Source organism: Bifidobacterium hapali (assembly GCF_002259755.1).
Classification (GTDB): domain Bacteria; phylum Actinomycetota; class Actinomycetes; order Actinomycetales; family Bifidobacteriaceae; genus Bifidobacterium; species Bifidobacterium hapali.
On the sequence record NZ_MWWY01000031.1, the window covers coordinates 33,889 to 53,710 of the forward strand.

A 19,822-nucleotide genomic window follows, 5' to 3' on the forward strand; every position below is an offset into this window, starting at 1 on the left:
AGCGGAACCGTTTCGGCGGCTGGAAACCAGCAGTGAACGAGTAGAAGCAGTACCTACAGTGTGGAAAGGACGCACTATGAGCCAGCATGTCACCGTGACATCGCCGTTCTGGAAGCGGTATCGCGAAAATGTTGCCAAAGAGGTAATCCCTTACCAGTGGGCGGTTATCAACGATGAACAGAAAATCGACATTCCGCGCGATCCGTCCGGCGCGAAACAGGATATCGATTACCATTACAGCCGCGCCGTGCGTAACCTGCGCATCGCTGCCGGTGACGAGGAAGGCGAGTTCAAGGGCTTCGTCTTCCAAGATTCCGACGTGTATAAGTGGCTTGAAGAAGCCGCATATGCGCTCGCATACGATCCGGACGACCAGCTCAAGGACTTGTGCGACAAGCTCGTCGATTTGATCGCCCGCGCTCAGCGCGAGGACGGCTACCTTGATACGCCGTACATTATCAAGTCTGGCGCGTTCGCAAATCGTGAGCGGTTCACGCAGATTCAGCAGTCTCACGAAATGTACGTGATGGGTCACTATATCGAGGCTGCGGTTGCATATTACGAGGTCACTGGTAACCAGCAGGCTCTCGACGTGGCCGAGAAGATGGCTGCTTGCCTGGCTGCGAACTTCGGTGAGGAAGACGGCAAGATTCCGGGCGCTGACGGTCATCCGGAGATCGAACTTGCGCTGTCTCGTCTCTACGAGGTCACGCACAAGCAGCAGTACCTTGATCTCGCCAAGTTCTTCATCGATGTACGTGGCAAGGACCCGAGCTTCTATGACAAGCAGAACGAGAAGATCGGCGACGGCTCGACCGATATCTTCCCGCAGATGCGCGGCTGGACGCACGAGTACACACAGACCGCGCGTCCGATTCGTCAACAGCAGACCGCTGAAGGTCACGCCGTGCGCGTCGGCTACATGCTCACCGGCGTCGCTCACGTCGCTCGCCTGACTGGTGACAAGGAACTTGAGGAAACTGCCAAGCGCCTGTGGCACAACATTGTCACCAAGCGCATGTACATCACCGGTGGTGTCGGCTCAACCCACATCGGCGAAGCGTTCACCTACGATTACGATCTGCCGAGCGACACGATGTACGGCGAGACGTGCGCGTCCGTTGCCATGAGCTTCCTTGCACGTCAGATGCTTGAGCTTGAGACCAAGGGCGAATATGCGGACGTGCTCGAAAAGGAGCTGTTCAACGGCTCGATCGCTGGTATCGCGCTCGACGGCAAGCACTTCTACTATGTGAACGCGCTTGAGGCAGATCCTGAGGCAACCGATCATAATCCGGATCGTTACCATGTGCTCATGCACCGCGCTGAGTGGTTTGGTTGCGCATGCTGCCCGGCCAATATCGCGCGACTGATCGCCTCCGTGGACCGTTACCTGTACACCGTGCACGAGGATCGCCGTGAGATCATCGCCCACCAGTTCATTGCGAACGACGCCGAGTTCTTCGACGGCGTGAAGGTGTCGCAAAAGTCGAACTTCCCGTGGGATGGTCACATCGAGTTCACGGTGAGCGTGCCGGAAGGTGCTGAACCGGTTCAGTTCCTCGTTCGTATCCCGAGCTGGTCCGCATCGAAGCATGAGATGACCGTGAACGGTGAAGATGCGCGCCGTCTGCCGATCGTTGACGGATTCGTGACGATCGCAGCCGCCGCAGGCGAGACGACCACGATCACGCTCGAACTCGACATGGCCGTGAAGTTCATGCGTTCCAAGACGCTCGTACGTCACGACATCGGCAAGATCGCCGTCATGCGCGGCCCGATCGTGTTCTGCGCTGAAGAAGCCGACAACTCCGCGCCGCTGTGGAACTACCACATCGCCAGCCACGATGCCGACCGTGCGAAGGCCGAATATCACTTCGGTGAGCTCGACGGTGTTGAAGTCATCACGATTCCAGCGACCAAGCGCACGCACGACGACGAGAACTTCCCGCTGTACGCCGACGTGGAAGAGCATCCGGTCGGGGAGAAGTCCTACGACCTGAAGCTCATCCCGTACTACGCGTGGGCCAACCGCGAGATCGGTCAGATGCAGGTCTGGTTCGACTCGGACTTCTGACAGACGTGCGGAGAGATTGCCCGGAGGTACGCCAACCAATTCAATCCGTCCAATAATCTCTCCGCCCATATTGCTGCGCGATGATCGTCGCGCAGCAAACATCACCTGTGTATGTATTAATCACTAAATTATAGAAGAAGGAAACAATGAGTGCAGCAACTCAGGACGCTTCCGCAGTGAAGCTTTCCACGAAGGAGAAGATCGCTTACTCCTTCACCGATATGGCAGGCAACCTGCTGTACGTGACCATTTCGTCGTACATCATGTACTTCTACACCAACGTGTTCCACATCCCGGCCGCTGGCGCGCTCGGTGCAGGTACGATCCTGCTGGTCGCTCGTTTTGCCGACGCTATTTCTGCTGTCGTGTGGGGTTCGATCGTCGACCACACCAACACAAAGTGGGGTCAGTCTCGCCCGTGGTTCCTGTGGCTGTGCGTGCCGTTCGCAATCACCGTGTGGATTGCGTTCACCGCGCCGAGCCTGCCGGATGGTGCGCCGAAGTTCGCGTACGCGCTGATCACTTACATTCTGGCTGCTGGTGCTGTGTACACCGGTATTCAGACCCCGATCACCGCAATTCTGCCGAACCTCACCTCCGATCCTGAGGAGCGTAACAACGCCAACTCCTTCCGTATGGCCGGCGGTCAGATCGGTTCCTTCATCACCTCGTCCTTCACCATCCCGCTGGTCGGCTGGTTCGGCGTGACCTTCGGCGGCGGCGACAAGACTGGCTTCATGATCGTCACCGCGATCTGGGGTGTCATCGCAATCATCCTGCTGCTGTTCTCCTTCAAGAACCTCAACGAGCGCAACTATCACCCGGAACTCAACAAGCCGATTCCGCTGAGCGACTCCCTCAAGGCTGCCAAGGGCAACTGGCCGTGGATTATCCTCGTCGTCGCGTTCGTGATCTACTGGGTCGCACAGTCCACTCGTAACGGTGTGTCCACTTACTACGCGCAGTACGTGCTCGAAAACCGCAACCTAACTTCTATCTTCAACGGCGTTCAGGTGATCGGTCTGCTTGGTACCATTGCCATGCCGATCATCGCAAACAAGACTAAGAACAAGACGCTGACCATGATCATCGGCTTGATTATTGGTGGTCTCGGTCAGGCGCTCATGCCGCTCGCCGGTCACAACGTGCCGCTGCTGGTCACGTTCTGGACTGTTGGCGTGCTCGGTGCTGCTATCGCTATCGGTATGCCGTTCGGTATGCTCGCCGACACCGTCGATTACGGCGAGTGGAAGACCGGTATCCATGCAGCTGGCTTCCTGACTGCTGTCGGCTCCGCGTTCTGCATCCAGGTCGGCTCCGGCTTCGGTGCTTTCCTGCCGCTGGAGATTATGGGCGCCGCTGGTTACGATGCCAACCTTGAGCAGCAGCCGCAGTCTGCGCTCGACGCGATCAGCTTCTGCTTCATCTGGCTGCCGGTGATCGTCTACATCATCGTTGGCGTGATCATGTGCTTCTACCGCAAGTATGAGAAGATGGAGCCGCAGATCAAGGCTGAGCTCGCTGAGCGTCACGCGAAGGCTCTCGCTGAAGCCAAGTGATCTGACTTCCCTCGCCAGGGGAGCTGACTGAGGGCAGTCATGTGGGTGCGCTCGCAGCCGGTTTTTCCTGCCACGCAGGGTCTCATCATCAACGGTTGTGGCCCAACGCTTATGCATGTATGCAGGCGCTGGGCCACAACCGTTTTATTGTTTGCCATGCCCGTGGGCTAGGCTCGAAACCGACAGTCGCGCGGGCGGCTGTATGCAGCCCGCCGGATGACCCAAGGGAGGAATGCCATGTCATCCAACAAATTCTTACGCAATCTCCTCGTCGGCGGCGCCTTAGCCGCTGGTGCTGCAGCGTGGGCGATCAAGCCGCGCTCATTTACCGATAAGCAGCATAATTATGTCCCAGCCGTGCCGGACGTGTGGTATGCGCACCGTGGCCTGCATGATGCCGGCTCGGGATTGACCCCGCAGTATGCGGTCGAGAGCGGCGAATACGTGGCTCGCGCACGCACGATGGCTATGAAAGCTGGATACGGTGACCCGAGCGTGACGACGGCGATCGCGCCGGAAAACTCGCTTGCTGCGTTCGCTGCGGCTGCTGAAGCTGGATACGGTATCGAATTGGACTTGCAGCTGAGTGCGGACGGTCAGGTTGTTGTATTGCATGATCCTGATCTCAAGCGCGTAGCTGGCGATCCGCGCCGGGTTGCTGAATTGACATACGACGAGCTGACGGGCATTGCGTTATTTGGCAATGATGCGCCGGGTACGGCCGTCGCGTCGGCGCCAGCGTCAGTTGCGCCGTCGGGCTATTTCCAGCATGTGCCGCTGTTTTCGGACGTGCTGCGCGTGGTTGCCGGTCGCGTGCCACTGATTGTCGAATATAAGTTCGACGATAACGCAGTATTTGGCCCGCGCGAAGAAGAGCTCATGGAGAAGGGCGATGCGCTGCTACAGGCATATGACGGCCCGTATGTGATTGAGTCCTTTAACCCGCGTGCTGTGGAGTGGTACAAGGAACACCGCCCGGAAGTGTGCCGCGGTCAGCTGTCGTGGCCGGCTGAGGTCAATGGCGAAGGCGGCGTGGCTGAGTGGGCGGCTGGTCTGCTCGTGTTTGATTTCCTGTCGCGCCCTGATTTTGTCGCCTATGACTGGAAGGGCGGCAACAGTCCGCAAGTGCGCGCGGCGCGTGCGATGGGTGCAACGGCCGTGTCGTGGACTGTGCGTAGTAGCGATGAGCTTGCCCAATGCGATGACTGGTTTGATCGGCACATTTTTGAGGCATTTGTGCCTGTAAGGTGAGCTGACTGCTGCGCAGCGAATCGTTCTCAATAAGAAAAGTGTGAGCCATCCGTAATAACAATCGCACATCAGCACCTTATAAATGGCGTTATTTCGCCATTCATGGTTTTGTGCGTTTGTGTGATATTGTGCGGGTGGCTCACACTTTTCTTATTGAGAACGATTCGCTGCACACAAACAGCCTGTAGCATGTCGTTCCCAATATGCAAATCATCGGTGTGTGTGCACGCACATTGTTATTCATATGAAATCAGAGTGAACAGCAGTCGACTTGGCCCTCCACGAGCAATTTTTATTGTTAAGACAGTAGACGGATGCCATCCAAGACATCCAATCGAATCGTTCGCCTTCAATTACATTTCAGGTGTGCGATCATTCGAAAGGTCTGGAATATGTCTGCTGCTATTCCCTCAACAATGAAAGGGAATGCAGGTTCGGTACATGAAAGGAAACCATTAAACCTGCATTCTTGGACGTCTCTGCTCTACCTACTTCCCGCGATTATTGTGTTCGCGGTATTTATCGTTTACCCGTTAATCCGTACGTTTACGCTCTCTGCATCCGGCACTGATATCCTCGGCCGGCAGAGCCAATTTGTTGGTCTGCGTAACTTCCAACGCGTGTTCACAGATCCTGAATTCGGCAAAATCATGCTGAACACGCTGCTGTTCGCCGTTTACACGGTGGTTCCTACCATCGTGCTGTCGTTGATCATCGCGTTGATGCTCAACAAGGAATCCACGGTTAACCGCGTATTCCGCACAGTGTTTGCGCTACCATTTGCCTACTCGGTGTCAGCTGCATCCATTATTTTCTCTGCATTCTTTAACCCGGCAACTGGCCTATTTAACGCGATTGTGCAACATTTCGGCGGCCAGCCAGTCGGTTGGTTGACGAGCTCGCAATTTGCGCTGCCATCCATCGCCATGACAACCGTATGGATGAACATCGGCTACAACGTGCTCGTGCTACTCGCCGGCCTCGGCTCAGTGCCTGACGAGATTGTCGAAGCGGCGCGTCTCGACGGTGCGTCCGGCTTCCGCCTGCAATGGTCGATCATGATTCCGATGATCATGTCGCAAGTGTTCTTCCTCATCATCACCGATACGATTCAGTCACTGGAAAGCTTCGGTCAGATTTACGTGCTGACAAAGGGCGGCCCGGATTCGTCAACCACCACGCTGGTTTACGACATCTACATGCACGGCTTTGCCAACAATAGTTCCAACTTCGGTTACGCATCCGCGGAGGCGATCGTGCTGATCGTGGTGGTTGCCATCATCACGCTCATCCAATTCACCACCGTGGGAAAGAAGGTCGATAACCAATGAGTCTCGCAACAACAGTCGCCGCGACTAAGCCCGCGAAGCTCAAGTCAGCCGATAAGGCGAGCAGCATGTCCGCGAACCTGTCTCACGCCAAATACATCGCGTCCAAAGTCATCGGCATCCTCGTACTCGTCATACTTGGCATCATCGTGATTTTCCCGGTGTACTACTCGTTCGCTGGTACGCTCATGCAACAGCAAGATATCGCCGCCAATCCGCCGGCAATCTGGCCGAAGCACGGCGTAACGTGGACGAACTTGACTACCGCAGCGCAAATCATTCCGCTGGTGCGTCAGTACATCAACTCGTTCGGTTCCACGCTGATCATCACAGTCGCGCAGGTCATCACCTCTACGCTCGTCGCGTACGCGCTCGTCGTGCTAAAAGTGCGGGGCGCGAACGTGTGGTTTACGCTGTTCCTCGGCACGATGATGATCCCCGGCGAGTCCGTGATCATTCCGAACTACTTGACGATTTCGTCACTCGGCCTGCGCAACACATTCCTCGCGCTGATTCTGCCGTTCCTCGCAAGCGGCTTCGGCATCTTCATGATGTATTCGTTCATGAAGCAGTTCCCGATGGAGCTTGTCGAAGCGGCGCGCATTGACGGTGCGTCAAACCTGCGTTTGCTGTGGTCGATCGTGCTGCCGCTGAGTCGGCCGGCTATCGCATCGCTGGCAATCTACACATTCTTGACTCACTGGAACGGCTTCTTCTGGCCGTTGCTCGTCACTGAAACGCCGGAAATGCAGACCATTCAGATCGGCATCACTCAGCTGCAGTCGCCGGATAACTTCAACCCTGGACTGGTCATGGCTGGTGCTGTGCTCGCGGTAATTCCTACGCTACTCATCGTCATTCTCGGCCAGCGTCAAATCGTGCGCGGTCTGACTGCAGGTTCCAGCAAGTAAAACAATCTAAGAGAGGCATATTATGAATAAGACAGTACGTACCCTTGTGGCTGCCGTTGTGGCAGCTGGGTCACTGTTGGCGATCGCCGGATGCGGCAACGCCAACGCAAACGTTGCGACGCCGAAAGATTCCAGCGGCGCGGTTGTGGTGAACTTCTGGCACTCGATGTCTGGCACGAACGGACAGGTGCTTGACAAGCTCATCAGCCAGTTCAACGATGAAAACAAAGGCAAGATCACCGTCAAGGGCCTGTACCAAGGCAAGTACGATGACGCGATCACCAAGTACAAGTCTGCCGTGCAGTCCCAATCCACGCCGACGCTGATGCAGATTTACGATATCGGCTCACGCTTCATGATGGATTCCGGCACGATCACGCCGATGCAAGATTTCATCGACAAAGACAAGTACGACACGTCTGATCTGCAGCCGAATGTCGCCGGTTACTACACCGTCAACGACAAGCTGTACTCAATGCCGTTCAACACGTCAATGCCAGTGTTGTACTACAACAAGACCATGTTCAAGAAAGCTGGACTTGACCCGGAAAAGGCGCCGGCAACGCTGGACGAGGTCAAGGCTGATGCCGAAAAGCTGTCGCAGAAGAACGGCGGTCCTGCACAGTATGGCTTTAATGCGGCTGTGTACGGCTGGTATTTGGAACAGGAGATCGCTGCGAACGGCGACCTGTACTGCTCGCCTGACAACGGCCGTGGCAAGGATCATGCGACTAAGTTCACGTTTGATAACGACGGTGCGGTGCAGTTCATGACTTGGTGGAAGGGCATGATTGACGCTGGTATTTCTGGTAACACAGGTACCGATACACAGGCTGCAGTCAACGCGTTTGAGACTGGTTCGGTCGGTATCACGATTGAGTCGACTGCTGATCTGGCAGGCATTATGGAAGCGGCCAAGCAGAAGGGCTTTGAGGTGGGTGTTGGTAACTACCCGAAGCTCAAGAACAATGATTCTGGTCCTATTATCGGTGGTGCGTCGCTGTGGATTTCTAACGTGAAGCACTCTGACGAGGAGCAGCAGGCAGCTTGGCAGTTCATCAAGTTCCTGTCTAAGCCTGAGAATCAGGCTGTGTGGCACACTGGCACTGGTTACTTCCCGACTTCGAAGAAGGCTCTTGAGGACCCGGTGGACACTAAGTGGCGTGCACAGTACCCGCAGTTCGATGTGGCGGTTAAGCAGCTCGCCAACACGAAGCTGACGCCTGCTACACAGGGTTGCTCCGCTGGTGTGATGCCTCAGGCGCGTAAGGCTGTGGAAACGGCTGTGGAGAAGGTGTTTGAGGGTGCTGATCCGAAGACCGCGCTGAGCGATCAGGTGAAGGCCATGCAGACTGATCTTGATGATTACAATAATTCGGTGAATCAGTGAGGTTTGCTGACTACTGCGCAGCGAATCGTTCTCAATAAGAAAAGTGTGAGCCACCCGCACAATATCGCACAAACGCACAAATTTGAAAATAGCGTTGTGACGCCATTTTCAAGGTGCTGATGTGCGATTGTTAGTGCGAGTGGCTCACACTTTTCTTATTGAGAACGATTCGCTGCGCGCGTCAGTGACTGACGTGCGCGGAGACCGCCGTCTGAACCCGAAGCTGTGCTTCGCACAGCGAGTGGTGAAGAAAGGTGGTATACGCTCCGTCAGTCAACAACGCCATAGAGGCGGTCGCCTGCGTCGCCCAGCCCCGGCACGATATAGCATTTGTCGTTCAGCTTCTCATCGACAGCGCACACGACGACTTTAAAGTCGATGGACGGGTCGATATGTTCTTGCACGAATTGAATGCCTTCAGGCGCGGCGATAATGCATACGGCGGTGACGTCCTTGGCTCCGCGTTCGGCCAAATAATGCGTGCCGGCGACGAGCGTGCCGCCGGTGGCGAGCATCGGGTCGATGAGGAAGCATTGACGGCCGGACAGATCTTCAGGTAGACGGTTCGCGTAGGTAATCTGCTGAGTGGGGTGTTCCTCATCGCGCTTCATGCCAAGGAAGCCAACCTCGGCTGATGGGATCATGCGGGTCATGCCGTCGAGCATACCGAGGCCAGCGCGCAGAATCGGCACAATGATCGGGCGCGGTTCGGCGATGTGCTTGCCGACCATTGGAGCGACTGGCGTTTCAATCGGCTTGTCGACAACATCGAGGTTGCGAGTCGCCTCGTACGCTTCAAGCATGACGAGTTCGGAGACGAGCTCGCGGAAGGTGGCAGAGGAGGTGTTCTTATCGCGCAATACGGTGAGCTTGTGCTCAACCAGCGGGTGATTCAAAACAGTGAGTTCCATGATTACCAGCGTACCGCAATCATTTTCGGACACGTCGCGTGTGCGTGAGTGTAAATTAAAGGCATTTTGCAAACTGAGAGGCAGATTTCATGTATTGCAGGGGTCTATTTGCAAACTGAGAGGCAGTCTATTGGTCTCTAACACCCCCGAACTTATTCATATGGGTGTTAGATCCCCAATGACACTGCCTCTCAGTTTGCAAATAGACCCCTGCACAGTTAGAAATCTGCCTCTCAGTTTGCAAAAGACTTACATTGCGAACGGTTCGTAGTAAATATCGTCAGCAGCAACGCCATGTGCGAGCAGAATGCGGCGCACGGTAACAAGCATGCCGTGCGGGCCGGCGATGAGATAGATTGCGCCCGGTCGAATCATGGGAGCAATGGTCTGCTCGGACGGGCGTTGCGTCTGAATGCGAACGCGCACGGTTGGTGAGCTTGCTCCGATCTGCTCGAGTTCATTGCGGTAAATAATGTCGTGTTCGCCGCGTGCAGTGTAGAAGAAATCGACGATGCGTCCGGTTCCGGCGTAAGCAGTGAGGATGCCGATGAGCGGTGTAATGCCAATGCCTCCGCCGATTAACACCAAAGGAGTTTCAACATCCGCCTTCCCGCGTTGCGCATCATGTTCGCGGATAAACTCGGCGTAGCGGCCATACGGTGGAATTATGCGCACGTCGGCCCCCGGCTTGAGCGAGGCGATACGCGACGTGAAATCGCCGTCTGCACGAATGGCGAAATTCATGGTTGGGGAGCTGTTGGTATTAGACGATACCGCCGCTGCCCCAGACCACGAATTTGTCAATGAGAACGGATGATACTCATGCATGCCACGCTCTCCCGGAAATGCAATGAACGCAAAATCACCGGGATTCCAACGCGCGTCAGCGGCCGACCGGCCAACCAGACCAATGCGCAGTTCGCTCACACGGTCTGCAAGCGGTCGCACCGACACCACGTGACCTTGCAACGCATATGCGCGCCGGTTGATCATCGACCACACGTAATATGCGAACACGGCGATGGTCATAACGTCGAATAGGAAGATAAACGGTTTAATTGCGGCGATGTAATCGATCACATGCACGTGCAGCACAATTAGTACAATCGCCACCAAGTTGAGCCGGTGCAGCCACACGCTCATTTCGTGACGGAACAGACGCTCCAGCACGCGCTTGAGTTGAGCGAGCCAACGTACGCGCGCGGTCAACCAGCCGGCCATGAATACCAGCGACCACACGGCCACGCCCATGAACAGGTACAGTCCCGCGTGACCGGTCAGCCCGATGAGCGCGCCCGCACCCGGCAGCAGCGACTGGTGCATGAATGCGAACGCAATCGCGAGAATTGCGAGCACGCCATGAATCATGTACATGGTCGGAAGTCCCACGGTGCGGTCAACCCAGCGCGGCCGGCATGCGAGATACACGGCGGCGAGCATCCATGTGTAGGCGATCACGCCGAGCTCGATGCCGAATAATTCGTTGGCATAGAGCGCTGGCAGCCCGGCGGCGAGCGTGGCAAGCAGCGGCAGTGGTACGACGAATAAAACGACCGACCAAGCTAGTGCGACGGTGGTGTTGATGTGTTTCATAGGAGTCCTTTGGATGTCCTTTGGATGGAATGTGTGGCGGATGATGTTGATTTGCGGGCGGAATCGCGGGCGGATCTCAGACAATGTGCGCGTTACGGCAGGTGTGCAAGACTGCGGTCAGTGCGTACGAGCACGGCTTGAACATGGTCGACAAGCCCGAATCCGCCCGCTCGGCTGATCAACGCGCGCAGACGATCCTCTCCGACGCTGATCGCGGTGGTCGCCCACATGTCTGCAAAGATGAGTTGGTCGGCGACGATTGTGGCCTGTGTGAGACTGTGATCAGTGCGCGTGATGTGTTTGCCGCGCGCGCTCGTACCGGATGTGGCGATGGCGCCATTACGCAGTGTGATCGTGCGCAATGCGGGCGTGCGTGAGGCTGAGACGAGCGGCGTCGCCGTGGTCGGGTCTGTTGCTGTGACAGGCGTAAGCGCGGTTGCTTGGTTCCCGAACGGGTTATCCACGCCGATTCGCCACGCGAAGTCATCGGTACCGCTTCGCACGCCGGCCTGAATATCTCCCCCGCCTCCGATCGCCGCCGCCTTGTACGCATCATGTTGTGTATCGTGTAATAGCGGTTGCAAGAACCGTTCATAAGCGCGTTGAATCGCCCATCCTTTCACCAGTCCGGTCGGGTCATATTCACCGGCGTGCATCGGGTCGAATGCGCCGTCGGTGAGTCGCTTTGCCTGCTGACACAGTGCGTAAATCTCAGCGAATTCGCGGTCGTTGAGCAGTGCGCTCCAGTCGCCGCGCCGCGCTCGACCAACCAGCGAATCGTTACGAAATGGCGAAAAACGAGCGTCGATATTGTGCAGATGAGTGTCAATCTGCGGCATGACCGTGTCGAGCGCCGTTTCGGCGTCGGTGACGGTCGTCGCGGCGATCTGCACAGTAACCGGGATGGTCATGGCGTGGATGACGCGTGCGCGAATGATCGTGGCGGTCATGGGTTGCTCTCGGCAGGTCGCTAGTTGCTGGCGTTGATGGACTGGTTGATTGCGTCTTGCAGCGAGTTGACGAAGGCCGTGGATGTTTCGGTGGCGCCGCTGACGAACTGGATATCGGCACTTTGCGCGGCGATCGCTCGGTTGGTGAGTTCGGGCAGCGCCTGCGCGTTGACTGACTGCGAGCGGCCGTGGCTGGGAGCTTGCAGCGTGGTGATGGTGGTGATTTTGCCGCCTGCGACGGTGACTTGCAGTTGGATTTCGCCGTATGCGTTTGGCGAGGCGACGCTGGTGTATGTGCCGTCTTTTAGCGTGGCTGTGCTGGATGATTCGGCTGAACTGTTGCCGTTTGAGTTTGACGATGATGAGTCGGACGAGTTGCCGGCCCATGACTGTCCGTTCGTGTTGGAAGCAGATGATTGCTGGCTCAAGTGCGGTTTGACAAACAGCAGAAATGCGTCAGCTACTACTGCAAGGCCAGCGACGAGTGCGACGAGTGCGCGAGTGACGTTCGCTTTCATAATAAGTCCCCTTGATATGTGAACGTAAACAATCCCAACGCGACGAGCGTAAAAATTGTGGCTGGATGAACGCTGAAAATCAACTGGAGAGTAAGCCTATTTGTGACCTATATCTCAAAATGAGATATGTTCGGTCGTCGACCAGTGAGAAAAACAAAGATGTTCGAAGGTTGTATATCGGGTATTGACTTGCGCTGCACAATATGACATCGCGTGCGCGGAGTATAAGCGTGATATTGCGGCGGATGGTGGCCGATGTTCCGCCGGAATGTCACGTTTTGGCCCCTGTCTGTGTGATATTGCGGCGGAACTTTATGGGTTCCCCGCCGATATGTCACGTTTCGGACTGGATTTCTGTGATATTTCGGCGGAGGCATACGGTTTTACCGCCGGAATATCACAGAAAGCACCCTGTTTTTGTGATATTGCGGCGGAAGATGGGGCTGTCTCCGCCGGAATGTCACGTTTTGGGTAGGGTTTGTGTGATATTCCGGCGGAAGTTTATAGGTCCTCCGCCGGAATATCACACGGGGATACGCACGCGATGGATTGTATCGAGTCAATTCCATCGCGTGACCAAACCACGCATGTCCCCTAATGTGCGTGGCAGAAAACGCTCGCTGAGACTGCCGTCAGCGAGCGAAAGCCGCCACACATGATGTGAAAGGGTGATGTGAGGGCATGCGTGGCAGAAAACGCTCGCTGAGCACACCCTCAGCGAGCGTTTTCTGCCACGCATGCCGGCGCGTGGCGGTTTTTGCTCGCTGGCGGTGGCTTCAGCGAGCGTTTTCTGCCACGCGATATAAGCCAACCGGATTTGTGTGGCTCAGTGCGCTCAATGAAAGCAGCTCAGCGCACTTAATGGGGAAAAGAATTAATGCCAACTATGGCGTAACAGAATCAAAGAGTTGAAGCGCCGAACCGTGAAAGCGCCTGTCGGCGCAAAGGCCGCTCGCAGCGGCAAAAAATGGAGCCCGGGGCTATGCACGGCCCGACGCGAATTAACAGTATAGCGGGTAATACAGCCGTCGCGGAACCACGCGTGTTCCACGGCAACGTGCCGGATGGTGGATGTGCTAGACGCGCCGGGTGTACCGAATGTGTCGGACTCACCGAACGTGCTGGACATGCCAGTTGTGTCGGGCATATTGGGTGTTAGCTGTGCTAGGCGTACCGGACTCTCCGGACTCGCCGAACGTGCTGGACATGTCGAGTGTGCCAGCCGTACTGGATATATTGGGTTGTACTAGCCATGCCAGCTATGCCAGACTTGCCGGACTCACCGGGTGTGCCGGCGCTCACCGAACGCACCAAACATGCCAAACTCACCAAACGACTATTCGAGTGTGCCGCGCCGCCACAGCGACGCACCATGTCGAAAATCACGCGACGTAACCATCAGATTGCTCGCAGTATGCAGCAGTCGCGCGGCCTTATCCCGATGCCCTTCGCAGCTCAGATGCTTCGCTTCCACGCGCAATCCCAACGCCACCACATCCGTAAACGCCGCAGCCCGCTCCAACGCAACCGCAAAATCACCAACAAACGCGCCAGCCAAAATCGAATCTGCTGTGCGCGCAATATCATCTTCCGTCGGTGCATCATCCACGCCAGCAATCGCCGACGCCGCCGTCGCAACTGGCTCGCCAATCCGCCATAATCGCGCGATCGCACCGTCGTGAGTCCGCATCCACGAACGCAGTAAATACAGCCGCCACAAAATCCCTGGCAACGAATCCGGTTCCGCGCGACTCCACAGTTCCGCGATCAAATCGATACCTTCGCGATCGACCAGCGTAAGCACGCGCGCAACGACTTCCGGATCGGCCGTATGATGCACGCGATCAAGTAACGCAGCAGCCGACGTGTGGCTGATCTCACTGATCACGCTCGGATCGTCACCGCCCGCAATGCCAGCGACGATAGCCGGGTCAAGCTGACCGGGCCGATTCGGACGCGGCGAGCCAGTAGGCGTGAACGCGGTACGGCTCGCAACAACCGAACCAGACCCGTGATGTAAAGCGTTAGTAGACAAGTGGAGCGACCTTCTGAATATCGATGATGCGCGGTCCCTCGGGCGAGGAGACGACAAACAACGATACCGCAGTACCGGTCGGCATGTACGGCGATTTCGCGATAAGCCGCCGCGCGAGCAGTTTTGACGCGCACATTTCGCGCAGATGATCGAACATACCGCCGATTACCGGACGATGCATACACACAGCCACAGTTTCGCGATGTGTGAGCGCGTACTCGATTTCCGCGCGGAAACACGCCCACGCTCGCTCGCTGTCCTCTGCAAACGCGTCTTCGGTGAGGTCGTCGAGGTGAATCATCGGTCGATTTGTCTGCCACGAGAACACGTGCAATGTTTCACGGCAACGCATCCACGGTGATGTGGCGAGTCGCACTGGATTGTAGCATGCAAGCTCACGGTTGAGCGCGTATGCTGCGGCGGCTCCGCGCGGCGTGATCGGACGGTTTTCGTCGGTGCCGGTCCATGTTTTGCGCGCTTCGGCTTTCGCGTGACGCACGATAATCACGTTGTGCGCGTCCGCCGCACCCTCCTGCAGACGATCGACGAACAGTGCGAGCACGTCTTTGTCGGTTGAATGAGACAGGATTTTGCGCGCTTCGGTGACCGTGACCCAAATAATATCGTCGATCTCGCCGATGTCGGCGCGATGGATTGGCCCGAACGCGTCGATGAGCTGCTCAGCTTCGATATCGTCGACCGGCGTGGCCATCCAGTACAGGATGTGTTTTGTATCGACTGTGCGATCTTTGGAATGGCGAGTTTTGCTGCCTTCCTCGGCTAGCGGATACTCGATTTCGCCGAGATACGGGCCGAGTTCGACGGACAGGCCGGTTTCTTCGCCGATCTCGCGCACGGCAGCGTGACGGTGAGATTCGTTGATTTCGAGTTTGCCTTTCGGCCAGCTCCAGTCGTCGTATTTTGGGCGGTGGACGATGCAGACTTCGATGCGATCGAGAAGATCGGTGATACGTTCGGCTTCGGCGGCTTGCGCTGAAGATTGTGCGGTTGTTTGAGTTGAGCTGATGGTGACTGACGGTGGTGCTGTGGCTGATTGTGCGAGTTCGGCTGCGTCTGGAGCGGTGATATCGTTGATGTCATTCGACGTATGATTAAACGTATCAGCAACGTTGCTGGCATTATCAGAGCTCGCGATGTGTCTATGACTGTTATCGGTGGTGTGCGGTGACGATGCCTCGTCGGGTGGTGCAATGCGGTAGAGGATGCCTCCGGCCGCTTCCACAATGCGTCTCACTTTGCCCATCCTCCCATTGTATGGCGGCCTGTATCACCACCCCGGTCGCTACGTAGTGTGTGTCGAAACGACGATGGCCGACCCCTTCAAGGGATCGGCCATCAAACATCGTTATCGTGTTAGTGTGAACAAGCGTAGCACATCGCAAACGTGAGCGGCGCATAACTGCGCGGCTCACGTTCGCGATGTCACGCGCTCGTCAGTCACATCAGTTATTCGTACGCGGGCGACGAGTGTGCTTCTTGATCAGCAGCTCCTGACTATCGGTCAGCAGACTGCCGTCTTCCGCATGGCTGACGTGCACGTATGTACCGTCCGGCTGCATGTGCCACGATGCGATCGTATCGGACATCTGCAAGTCGACGTACTTGATGAGCTCGTCAATCTGCTCGGGTGCGGTGATACGCACCAGCGCTTCGACACGACGGTCAAGGTTACGGTGCATCAGGTCAGCCGAACCTATCCACACTTCCGGACCAGACATTGGGCCTTCGCCGATCTGCGGACCATCCGAGTTGCAGAACGCGTAGATACGGCTGTGCTCAAGGAAACGACCGAGGATCGAACGGACGCGGATGTTGTCTGAAAGTCCCGGAACACCGGGCTTGAGCGAGCAGATACCGCGCTCGACAATGTCGATCTTCACGCCGGCCTGAGAAGCGCGGTAGAGCGCGTCGATCGTCTTCTCGTCGACAATCGAGTTGACTTTGATCTTAATCCACGCTTCCTTACCGGCGCGTGCAGCATCCTCCTCGCGGCGGATACGCTGAATCAAGCCAGTACGAATCGTACGCGGCGCAACCAGCAGACGGTGGAAGCTGGACTTCGGAGCGTAACCAGACAGCTGGTTGAACAGGCGAGTCAAGTCCTGACCGACAACCGGATCGCACGTCAACAGACCCAGATCGGTATACATACGCGCGGTCTTCGGGTTGTAGTTACCGGTGCCAACGTGGCAGTAGCGGCGCAGACCGTCCTGCTCCTGACGTACGACAAGGCTCAGCTTGCAGTGCGTCTTCAAGCCGACAATACCGTACACCACGTGTACGCCAGCGCGTTCAAGCTTGCGCGCCCACATGATGTTCGCGTCCTCATCGAAACGAGCCTTGATTTCGACCAGCGCGAGGACCTGCTTGCCCGCGTGCGCGGCGTCGACCAGCGCGTCGATGATCGGCGAGTTCGAGCTGGTACGGTACAGGGTTTGCTTGATAGCTAGAACCTTAGGATCTGCCGCAGCTTGCGCCAGAAACGCTTGAACTGACGTGGAAAACGAGTCGTAGGGGTGGTGCAGCAGGATGTCGCGCTCGCGGATGGCGGCGAAGATGTCCTGTGCGCGGCTCGACTCGACTTCGGCAATCTGACGGTTCGTGGTCGGGATGAACGGCGGGTACTTGAGATCCGGGCGATCGATGCCCTGCAACTCGAACAGCAGCTTCATGTCGAGCGGTGCGGGTAGACGGTAAACCTCGTCCGCGCTTACGCCGAGCTGATCGGCGAGCAGCTGGGAGAGGAACGGGCTGGTCGCGTCGGAGATCTCGAGACGGATCGGCGGTCCGAAACGACGGCGCAGCAGCTCTTTCTCCATTGCGTTGAGCAGGTTCTCGGCGTCGTCTTCTTCGACGTCGATATCCTCGTTACGGGTGACGCGGAACGAGCGTGCTTCCTTGATGATCATGCCCGGGAACAGTGATTCGAGGTGGGCGATGATGAGGTTTTCCATCGTGATGAAGCCGTAGCGAACTTCTGCGGAATCGTCCTCGGTCATGTCGTCGACTGGCACGAGGCGGTTGAGGTTGCCCGGGATCTTCACGCGAGCGAAGTGCGACTTGCCGGAAGTCGGGTTCTCGACCAGCACCGCGAGGTTCAGCGAATTGCCGGAAATGTACGGGAATGGGTGAGCCGGGTCGACGGCGAGCGGCGTGAGGACAGGGAAGACCTGCTGACGGTAGTAGCGCGACAGGCGCTCCTGCTCGGTGGCGGTGAGCTTGTCCCAGCTCAGCAACACGATGCGTTCGTCGTCGAGAGCCGGCAGGATGTGATCGATCACGTAGTGCGCGTGTTCGTCCTGCAAACGGTGGGACTGATCGCTGATTGCACGCAGCTGCTGGCGTGGGCTCAGGCCGCTGGCTGACGGGACGGCGATGCCCGAGTCGATACGGCGCTTGAGGCCGGCGACGCGGACCATGAAGAACTCATCAAGGTTGGATGCGAAAATCGCTGCGAAGTTGGCGCGTTCGAGGATCGGCAGATCCTCATCCTCGGCGAGTTCGAGGACGCGCTTGTTGAACTTGAGCCAACTTAATTCGCGGTCGAAGAAGCGGTCCGGCGGCAGTGGCTGCTCGTCGGGACGCGCTTCGCGACGGTCGGTTTTGTCCGTTTCGGCGATGTGTTCCGCGATCTGACTGCGGAGTATCGCCTTTGAAGGTGCGTCAAATATCTGTGCCATACTGCCCTACTTTATGCGCTGGAATGTGCGCAACGCGGGAAAACGGTGCATAATTCAACGGCAATTCACGTTTCGGCGGTGGTGCGGGTGCGTTTGGGCGGGTTGTGGGTGGTGGATATGGGTTGTGGGGGTTGATGTGGGTTGATGTGGCGTGGGGTGATGTTTGTGGTTTGTGGGTGTGGGCGCGGTGTTTGCTGACCAAGACAAGGAGGTGCGCTGTGGGTGTGCGAATGTAAGCGATGATACGTCGTTGCTGTTGAAGGTGCGCTGCGGATGTGGTGTGCGAGGGGCGCGCTATCGTCGGCCAGTTCGACTGCGTGCGCGCCCCTGCCCGACTGCGTGGGGTGCAGTGACCGGAATAAGCGTTGATATGTGGAAACGAGCGTAACTGCGCGCAATCGGGACATGTGCGCGTAGTTACGCTGGATTTAAGGCTCGAAAACGAGCGTAACTGCGCGCAGGCATGGCGATTGCGCGCAGTTACGCTTGGTTGGTGCTTGGGTTGTTCATGGGGTCATGGGGCAGGTAAACGCACGCGTGAGAGTAGATGATGGTGATGTGCGATTGTGTGTGACGGTAGTGTTCAGTTGATGTGCGATTAGATGGTTGTTGGGGTTGCGACACGCCGTGTGGATGTGTGATGCGCACAAGAAGTGACAGATAACCGTCGAATTCGCTCAGATTCGTTCATTCTACCTGTTGATCGGTGAGCGAATGCACAGTTTGGCAAATAATCGCACATGATCAGTATGCGGGTTGCAAGCTGTACTGAGCGGCACTACATTATGGAAGTACCAAAACAACTGAACAGAGCAGAGCCCACAATGAGTGTATGGTCACGAAAGACTGTTACGTTGAACGGGCATTGGAAAGACTTACCGTTACGACGATGATGTTGTGTAGAGATTCTGCTCAGGTTGATTTTGGAGAGAGGGCCCGCTTCGGCAGGCCCTCTCGTTTTTTGTGTTTGTATTCCCATCATCGCTGTACTGAGGTCAGTGTTCTAGTTGCGGTTTCCAGGGTTAAGTAAAGAAACGGGGTTATAGGCCAAAATGTGTGTCTGGTGGTCTAGTCGTTGGATGGCCATTCGACCCGGGTGTGGAAGTCGTTCCAGTCGATGCCGGTGCCGTGGTGCATGGGGATGCCGAACGTCTCGTATCGGCCCTGCGGGCTGTTCTCCCATGCCTTCTGGTAGAGGCTCTCCAGCCGTTCGTCCGTGATCGCGTTCGTCGCCAGCCATGCGTCCGTCTCGGGGTGTTCGGCGTGCTGGTGGCACCACCAGCAGATCGCCTTCAGTTGCCGGATCAGGCGCAGTCCGCGGTGCTGGCGCAGCATGTCCCGGATTCGTCCGTTCCATGATTCGATGAGGTTGTTCGTGGATGGTATCGTTCCGTTCTCCGTCAGGTCCTCGTCGAGGAACGTGAACAGGTGCCCCTCGCGGATGCGTCCGCGGATCATGCGCTTGGCCTTGACGAGTCTTTGGTGCATGTCGTTCACGCTGCCGTCGGCGTATTCGCTTTTCTCGTCGAGGAAACCCGCGAAGTCCTGCTCCCACTGGTTGTAGGAGGCCAGCCAACTGGCCGCGGCCGCGCCGTCCC

At 56.9% G+C, this 19,822-nt stretch carries 13 protein-coding genes and 1 pseudogene; 6 read left to right on the plus strand and 8 right to left on the minus strand.

Annotation, left to right across the window (positions count from 1 at the left end; genetic code table 11):
- Positions 1 to 76 precede the first annotated feature (76 nt).
- The 6 genes from BHAP_RS08225 to BHAP_RS08250 all read left to right on the plus strand — a co-directional run bounded on the left by BHAP_RS08225 (position 77) and on the right by BHAP_RS08250 (position 8,516).
- Positions 77 to 2,077 (plus strand): glycoside hydrolase family 127 protein, encoded by a 2,001-nt coding sequence (locus BHAP_RS08225; protein WP_094730241.1) that lies wholly within the window; start codon positions 77 to 79, stop codon positions 2,075 to 2,077.
- A gap of 146 nt (positions 2,078 to 2,223) precedes the next feature.
- Positions 2,224 to 3,636 carry an MFS transporter gene (locus BHAP_RS08230; RefSeq protein WP_094730242.1) on the plus strand — a complete coding sequence of 471 codons (1,413 nt, stop codon included), beginning with the start codon at positions 2,224 to 2,226 and terminating at the stop codon, positions 3,634 to 3,636.
- 237 nt (positions 3,637 to 3,873) lie between these two features.
- Positions 3,874 to 4,887 carry a glycerophosphodiester phosphodiesterase family protein gene (locus BHAP_RS08235; protein WP_094730243.1) on the plus strand — a complete coding sequence of 338 codons (1,014 nt, stop codon included), beginning with the start codon at positions 3,874 to 3,876 and terminating at the stop codon, positions 4,885 to 4,887.
- A gap of 392 nt (positions 4,888 to 5,279) precedes the next feature.
- Positions 5,280 to 6,218 (plus strand): carbohydrate ABC transporter permease, encoded by a 939-nt coding sequence (locus BHAP_RS08240; protein ID WP_094730244.1) that lies wholly within the window; start codon positions 5,280 to 5,282, stop codon positions 6,216 to 6,218.
- Entirely contained in the window at positions 6,215 to 7,126 is a 912-nt protein-coding gene (locus tag BHAP_RS08245) for a carbohydrate ABC transporter permease (protein WP_094730245.1), read from the plus strand. Before BHAP_RS08240 ends, BHAP_RS08245 begins: the two co-directional genes overlap by 4 nt.
- A gap of 22 nt (positions 7,127 to 7,148) precedes the next feature.
- Positions 7,149 to 8,516, plus strand: coding sequence for an ABC transporter substrate-binding protein (locus BHAP_RS08250; protein WP_094730246.1), 1,368 nt, complete (start codon positions 7,149 to 7,151; stop codon positions 8,514 to 8,516).
- Between the two features lie 269 nt (positions 8,517 to 8,785).
- Here the strand turns inward: BHAP_RS08250 and upp are convergent, their stop codons facing one another.
- The 8 genes and pseudogenes from upp to BHAP_RS08290 form a co-directional block, all read right to left on the minus strand.
- Complete coding sequence (gene upp / locus BHAP_RS08255; protein WP_094730247.1) at positions 8,786 to 9,427, minus strand: uracil phosphoribosyltransferase; 642 nt, start codon at positions 9,425 to 9,427, stop codon at positions 8,786 to 8,788.
- A 249-nt stretch (positions 9,428 to 9,676) separates the two neighbouring features.
- Positions 9,677 to 11,020 carry a ferric reductase-like transmembrane domain-containing protein gene (locus BHAP_RS08260; protein WP_094730248.1) on the minus strand — a complete coding sequence of 448 codons (1,344 nt, stop codon included), beginning with the start codon at positions 11,018 to 11,020 and terminating at the stop codon, positions 9,677 to 9,679.
- 92 nt (positions 11,021 to 11,112) lie between these two features.
- Positions 11,113 to 11,970 (minus strand): FAD:protein FMN transferase, encoded by an 858-nt coding sequence (locus BHAP_RS08265; RefSeq protein WP_094730249.1) that lies wholly within the window; start codon positions 11,968 to 11,970, stop codon positions 11,113 to 11,115.
- Positions 11,971 to 11,990: 20 nt separating this feature from the next.
- Positions 11,991 to 12,488, minus strand: a complete 498-nt coding sequence (locus BHAP_RS08270; protein WP_094730250.1) for an FMN-binding protein — start codon at positions 12,486 to 12,488, stop codon at positions 11,991 to 11,993.
- 1,336 nt (positions 12,489 to 13,824) lie between these two features.
- Positions 13,825 to 14,523, minus strand: a complete 699-nt coding sequence (locus BHAP_RS08275) for a hypothetical protein (protein ID WP_094730251.1) — start codon at positions 14,521 to 14,523, stop codon at positions 13,825 to 13,827.
- Positions 14,513 to 15,787 carry an NUDIX hydrolase gene (locus BHAP_RS08280; protein ID WP_094730252.1) on the minus strand — a complete coding sequence of 425 codons (1,275 nt, stop codon included), beginning with the start codon at positions 15,785 to 15,787 and terminating at the stop codon, positions 14,513 to 14,515. Before BHAP_RS08280 ends, BHAP_RS08275 begins: the two co-directional genes overlap by 11 nt.
- A 199-nt stretch (positions 15,788 to 15,986) precedes the next feature.
- The gene (locus BHAP_RS08285; RefSeq protein ID WP_094730253.1) at positions 15,987 to 18,224 is read right to left on the minus strand and encodes an RNA degradosome polyphosphate kinase; all 2,238 of its coding nucleotides are present in this window, start codon (positions 18,222 to 18,224) and stop codon (positions 15,987 to 15,989) included.
- A gap of 1,068 nt (positions 18,225 to 19,292) precedes the next feature.
- Positions 19,293 to 19,822 (minus strand): annotated as a pseudogene (locus BHAP_RS08290) (IS256 family transposase); the annotation flags it as partial.

Excerpts from the sequence above, each read along its gene's own strand:
- BHAP_RS08245 (WP_094730245.1), top strand. The coding sequence starts at position 6,215 with ATGAGTCTCGCAACAACAGTCGCCGCGACTAAGCCCGCGAAGCTCAAG.
- BHAP_RS08260 (WP_094730248.1), bottom strand. The coding sequence starts at position 11,020 with ATGAAACACATCAACACCACCGTCGCACTAGCTTGGTCGGTCGTTTTA.
- BHAP_RS08265 (WP_094730249.1), bottom strand. The coding sequence starts at position 11,970 with ATGACCGCCACGATCATTCGCGCACGCGTCATCCACGCCATGACCATC.
- BHAP_RS08240 (WP_094730244.1), top strand. The coding sequence starts at position 5,280 with ATGTCTGCTGCTATTCCCTCAACAATGAAAGGGAATGCAGGTTCGGTA.
- BHAP_RS08280 (WP_094730252.1), bottom strand. The coding sequence starts at position 15,787 with ATGGGCAAAGTGAGACGCATTGTGGAAGCGGCCGGAGGCATCCTCTAC.
- BHAP_RS08285 (WP_094730253.1), bottom strand. The coding sequence starts at position 18,224 with ATGGCACAGATATTTGACGCACCTTCAAAGGCGATACTCCGCAGTCAG.
- BHAP_RS08230 (WP_094730242.1), top strand. The coding sequence starts at position 2,224 with ATGAGTGCAGCAACTCAGGACGCTTCCGCAGTGAAGCTTTCCACGAAG.
- BHAP_RS08250 (WP_094730246.1), top strand. The coding sequence starts at position 7,149 with ATGAATAAGACAGTACGTACCCTTGTGGCTGCCGTTGTGGCAGCTGGG.
- BHAP_RS08225 (WP_094730241.1), top strand. The coding sequence starts at position 77 with ATGAGCCAGCATGTCACCGTGACATCGCCGTTCTGGAAGCGGTATCGC.
- BHAP_RS08270 (WP_094730250.1), bottom strand. The coding sequence starts at position 12,488 with ATGAAAGCGAACGTCACTCGCGCACTCGTCGCACTCGTCGCTGGCCTT.
- upp (WP_094730247.1), bottom strand. The coding sequence starts at position 9,427 with ATGGAACTCACTGTTTTGAATCACCCGCTGGTTGAGCACAAGCTCACC.
- BHAP_RS08235 (WP_094730243.1), top strand. The coding sequence starts at position 3,874 with ATGTCATCCAACAAATTCTTACGCAATCTCCTCGTCGGCGGCGCCTTA.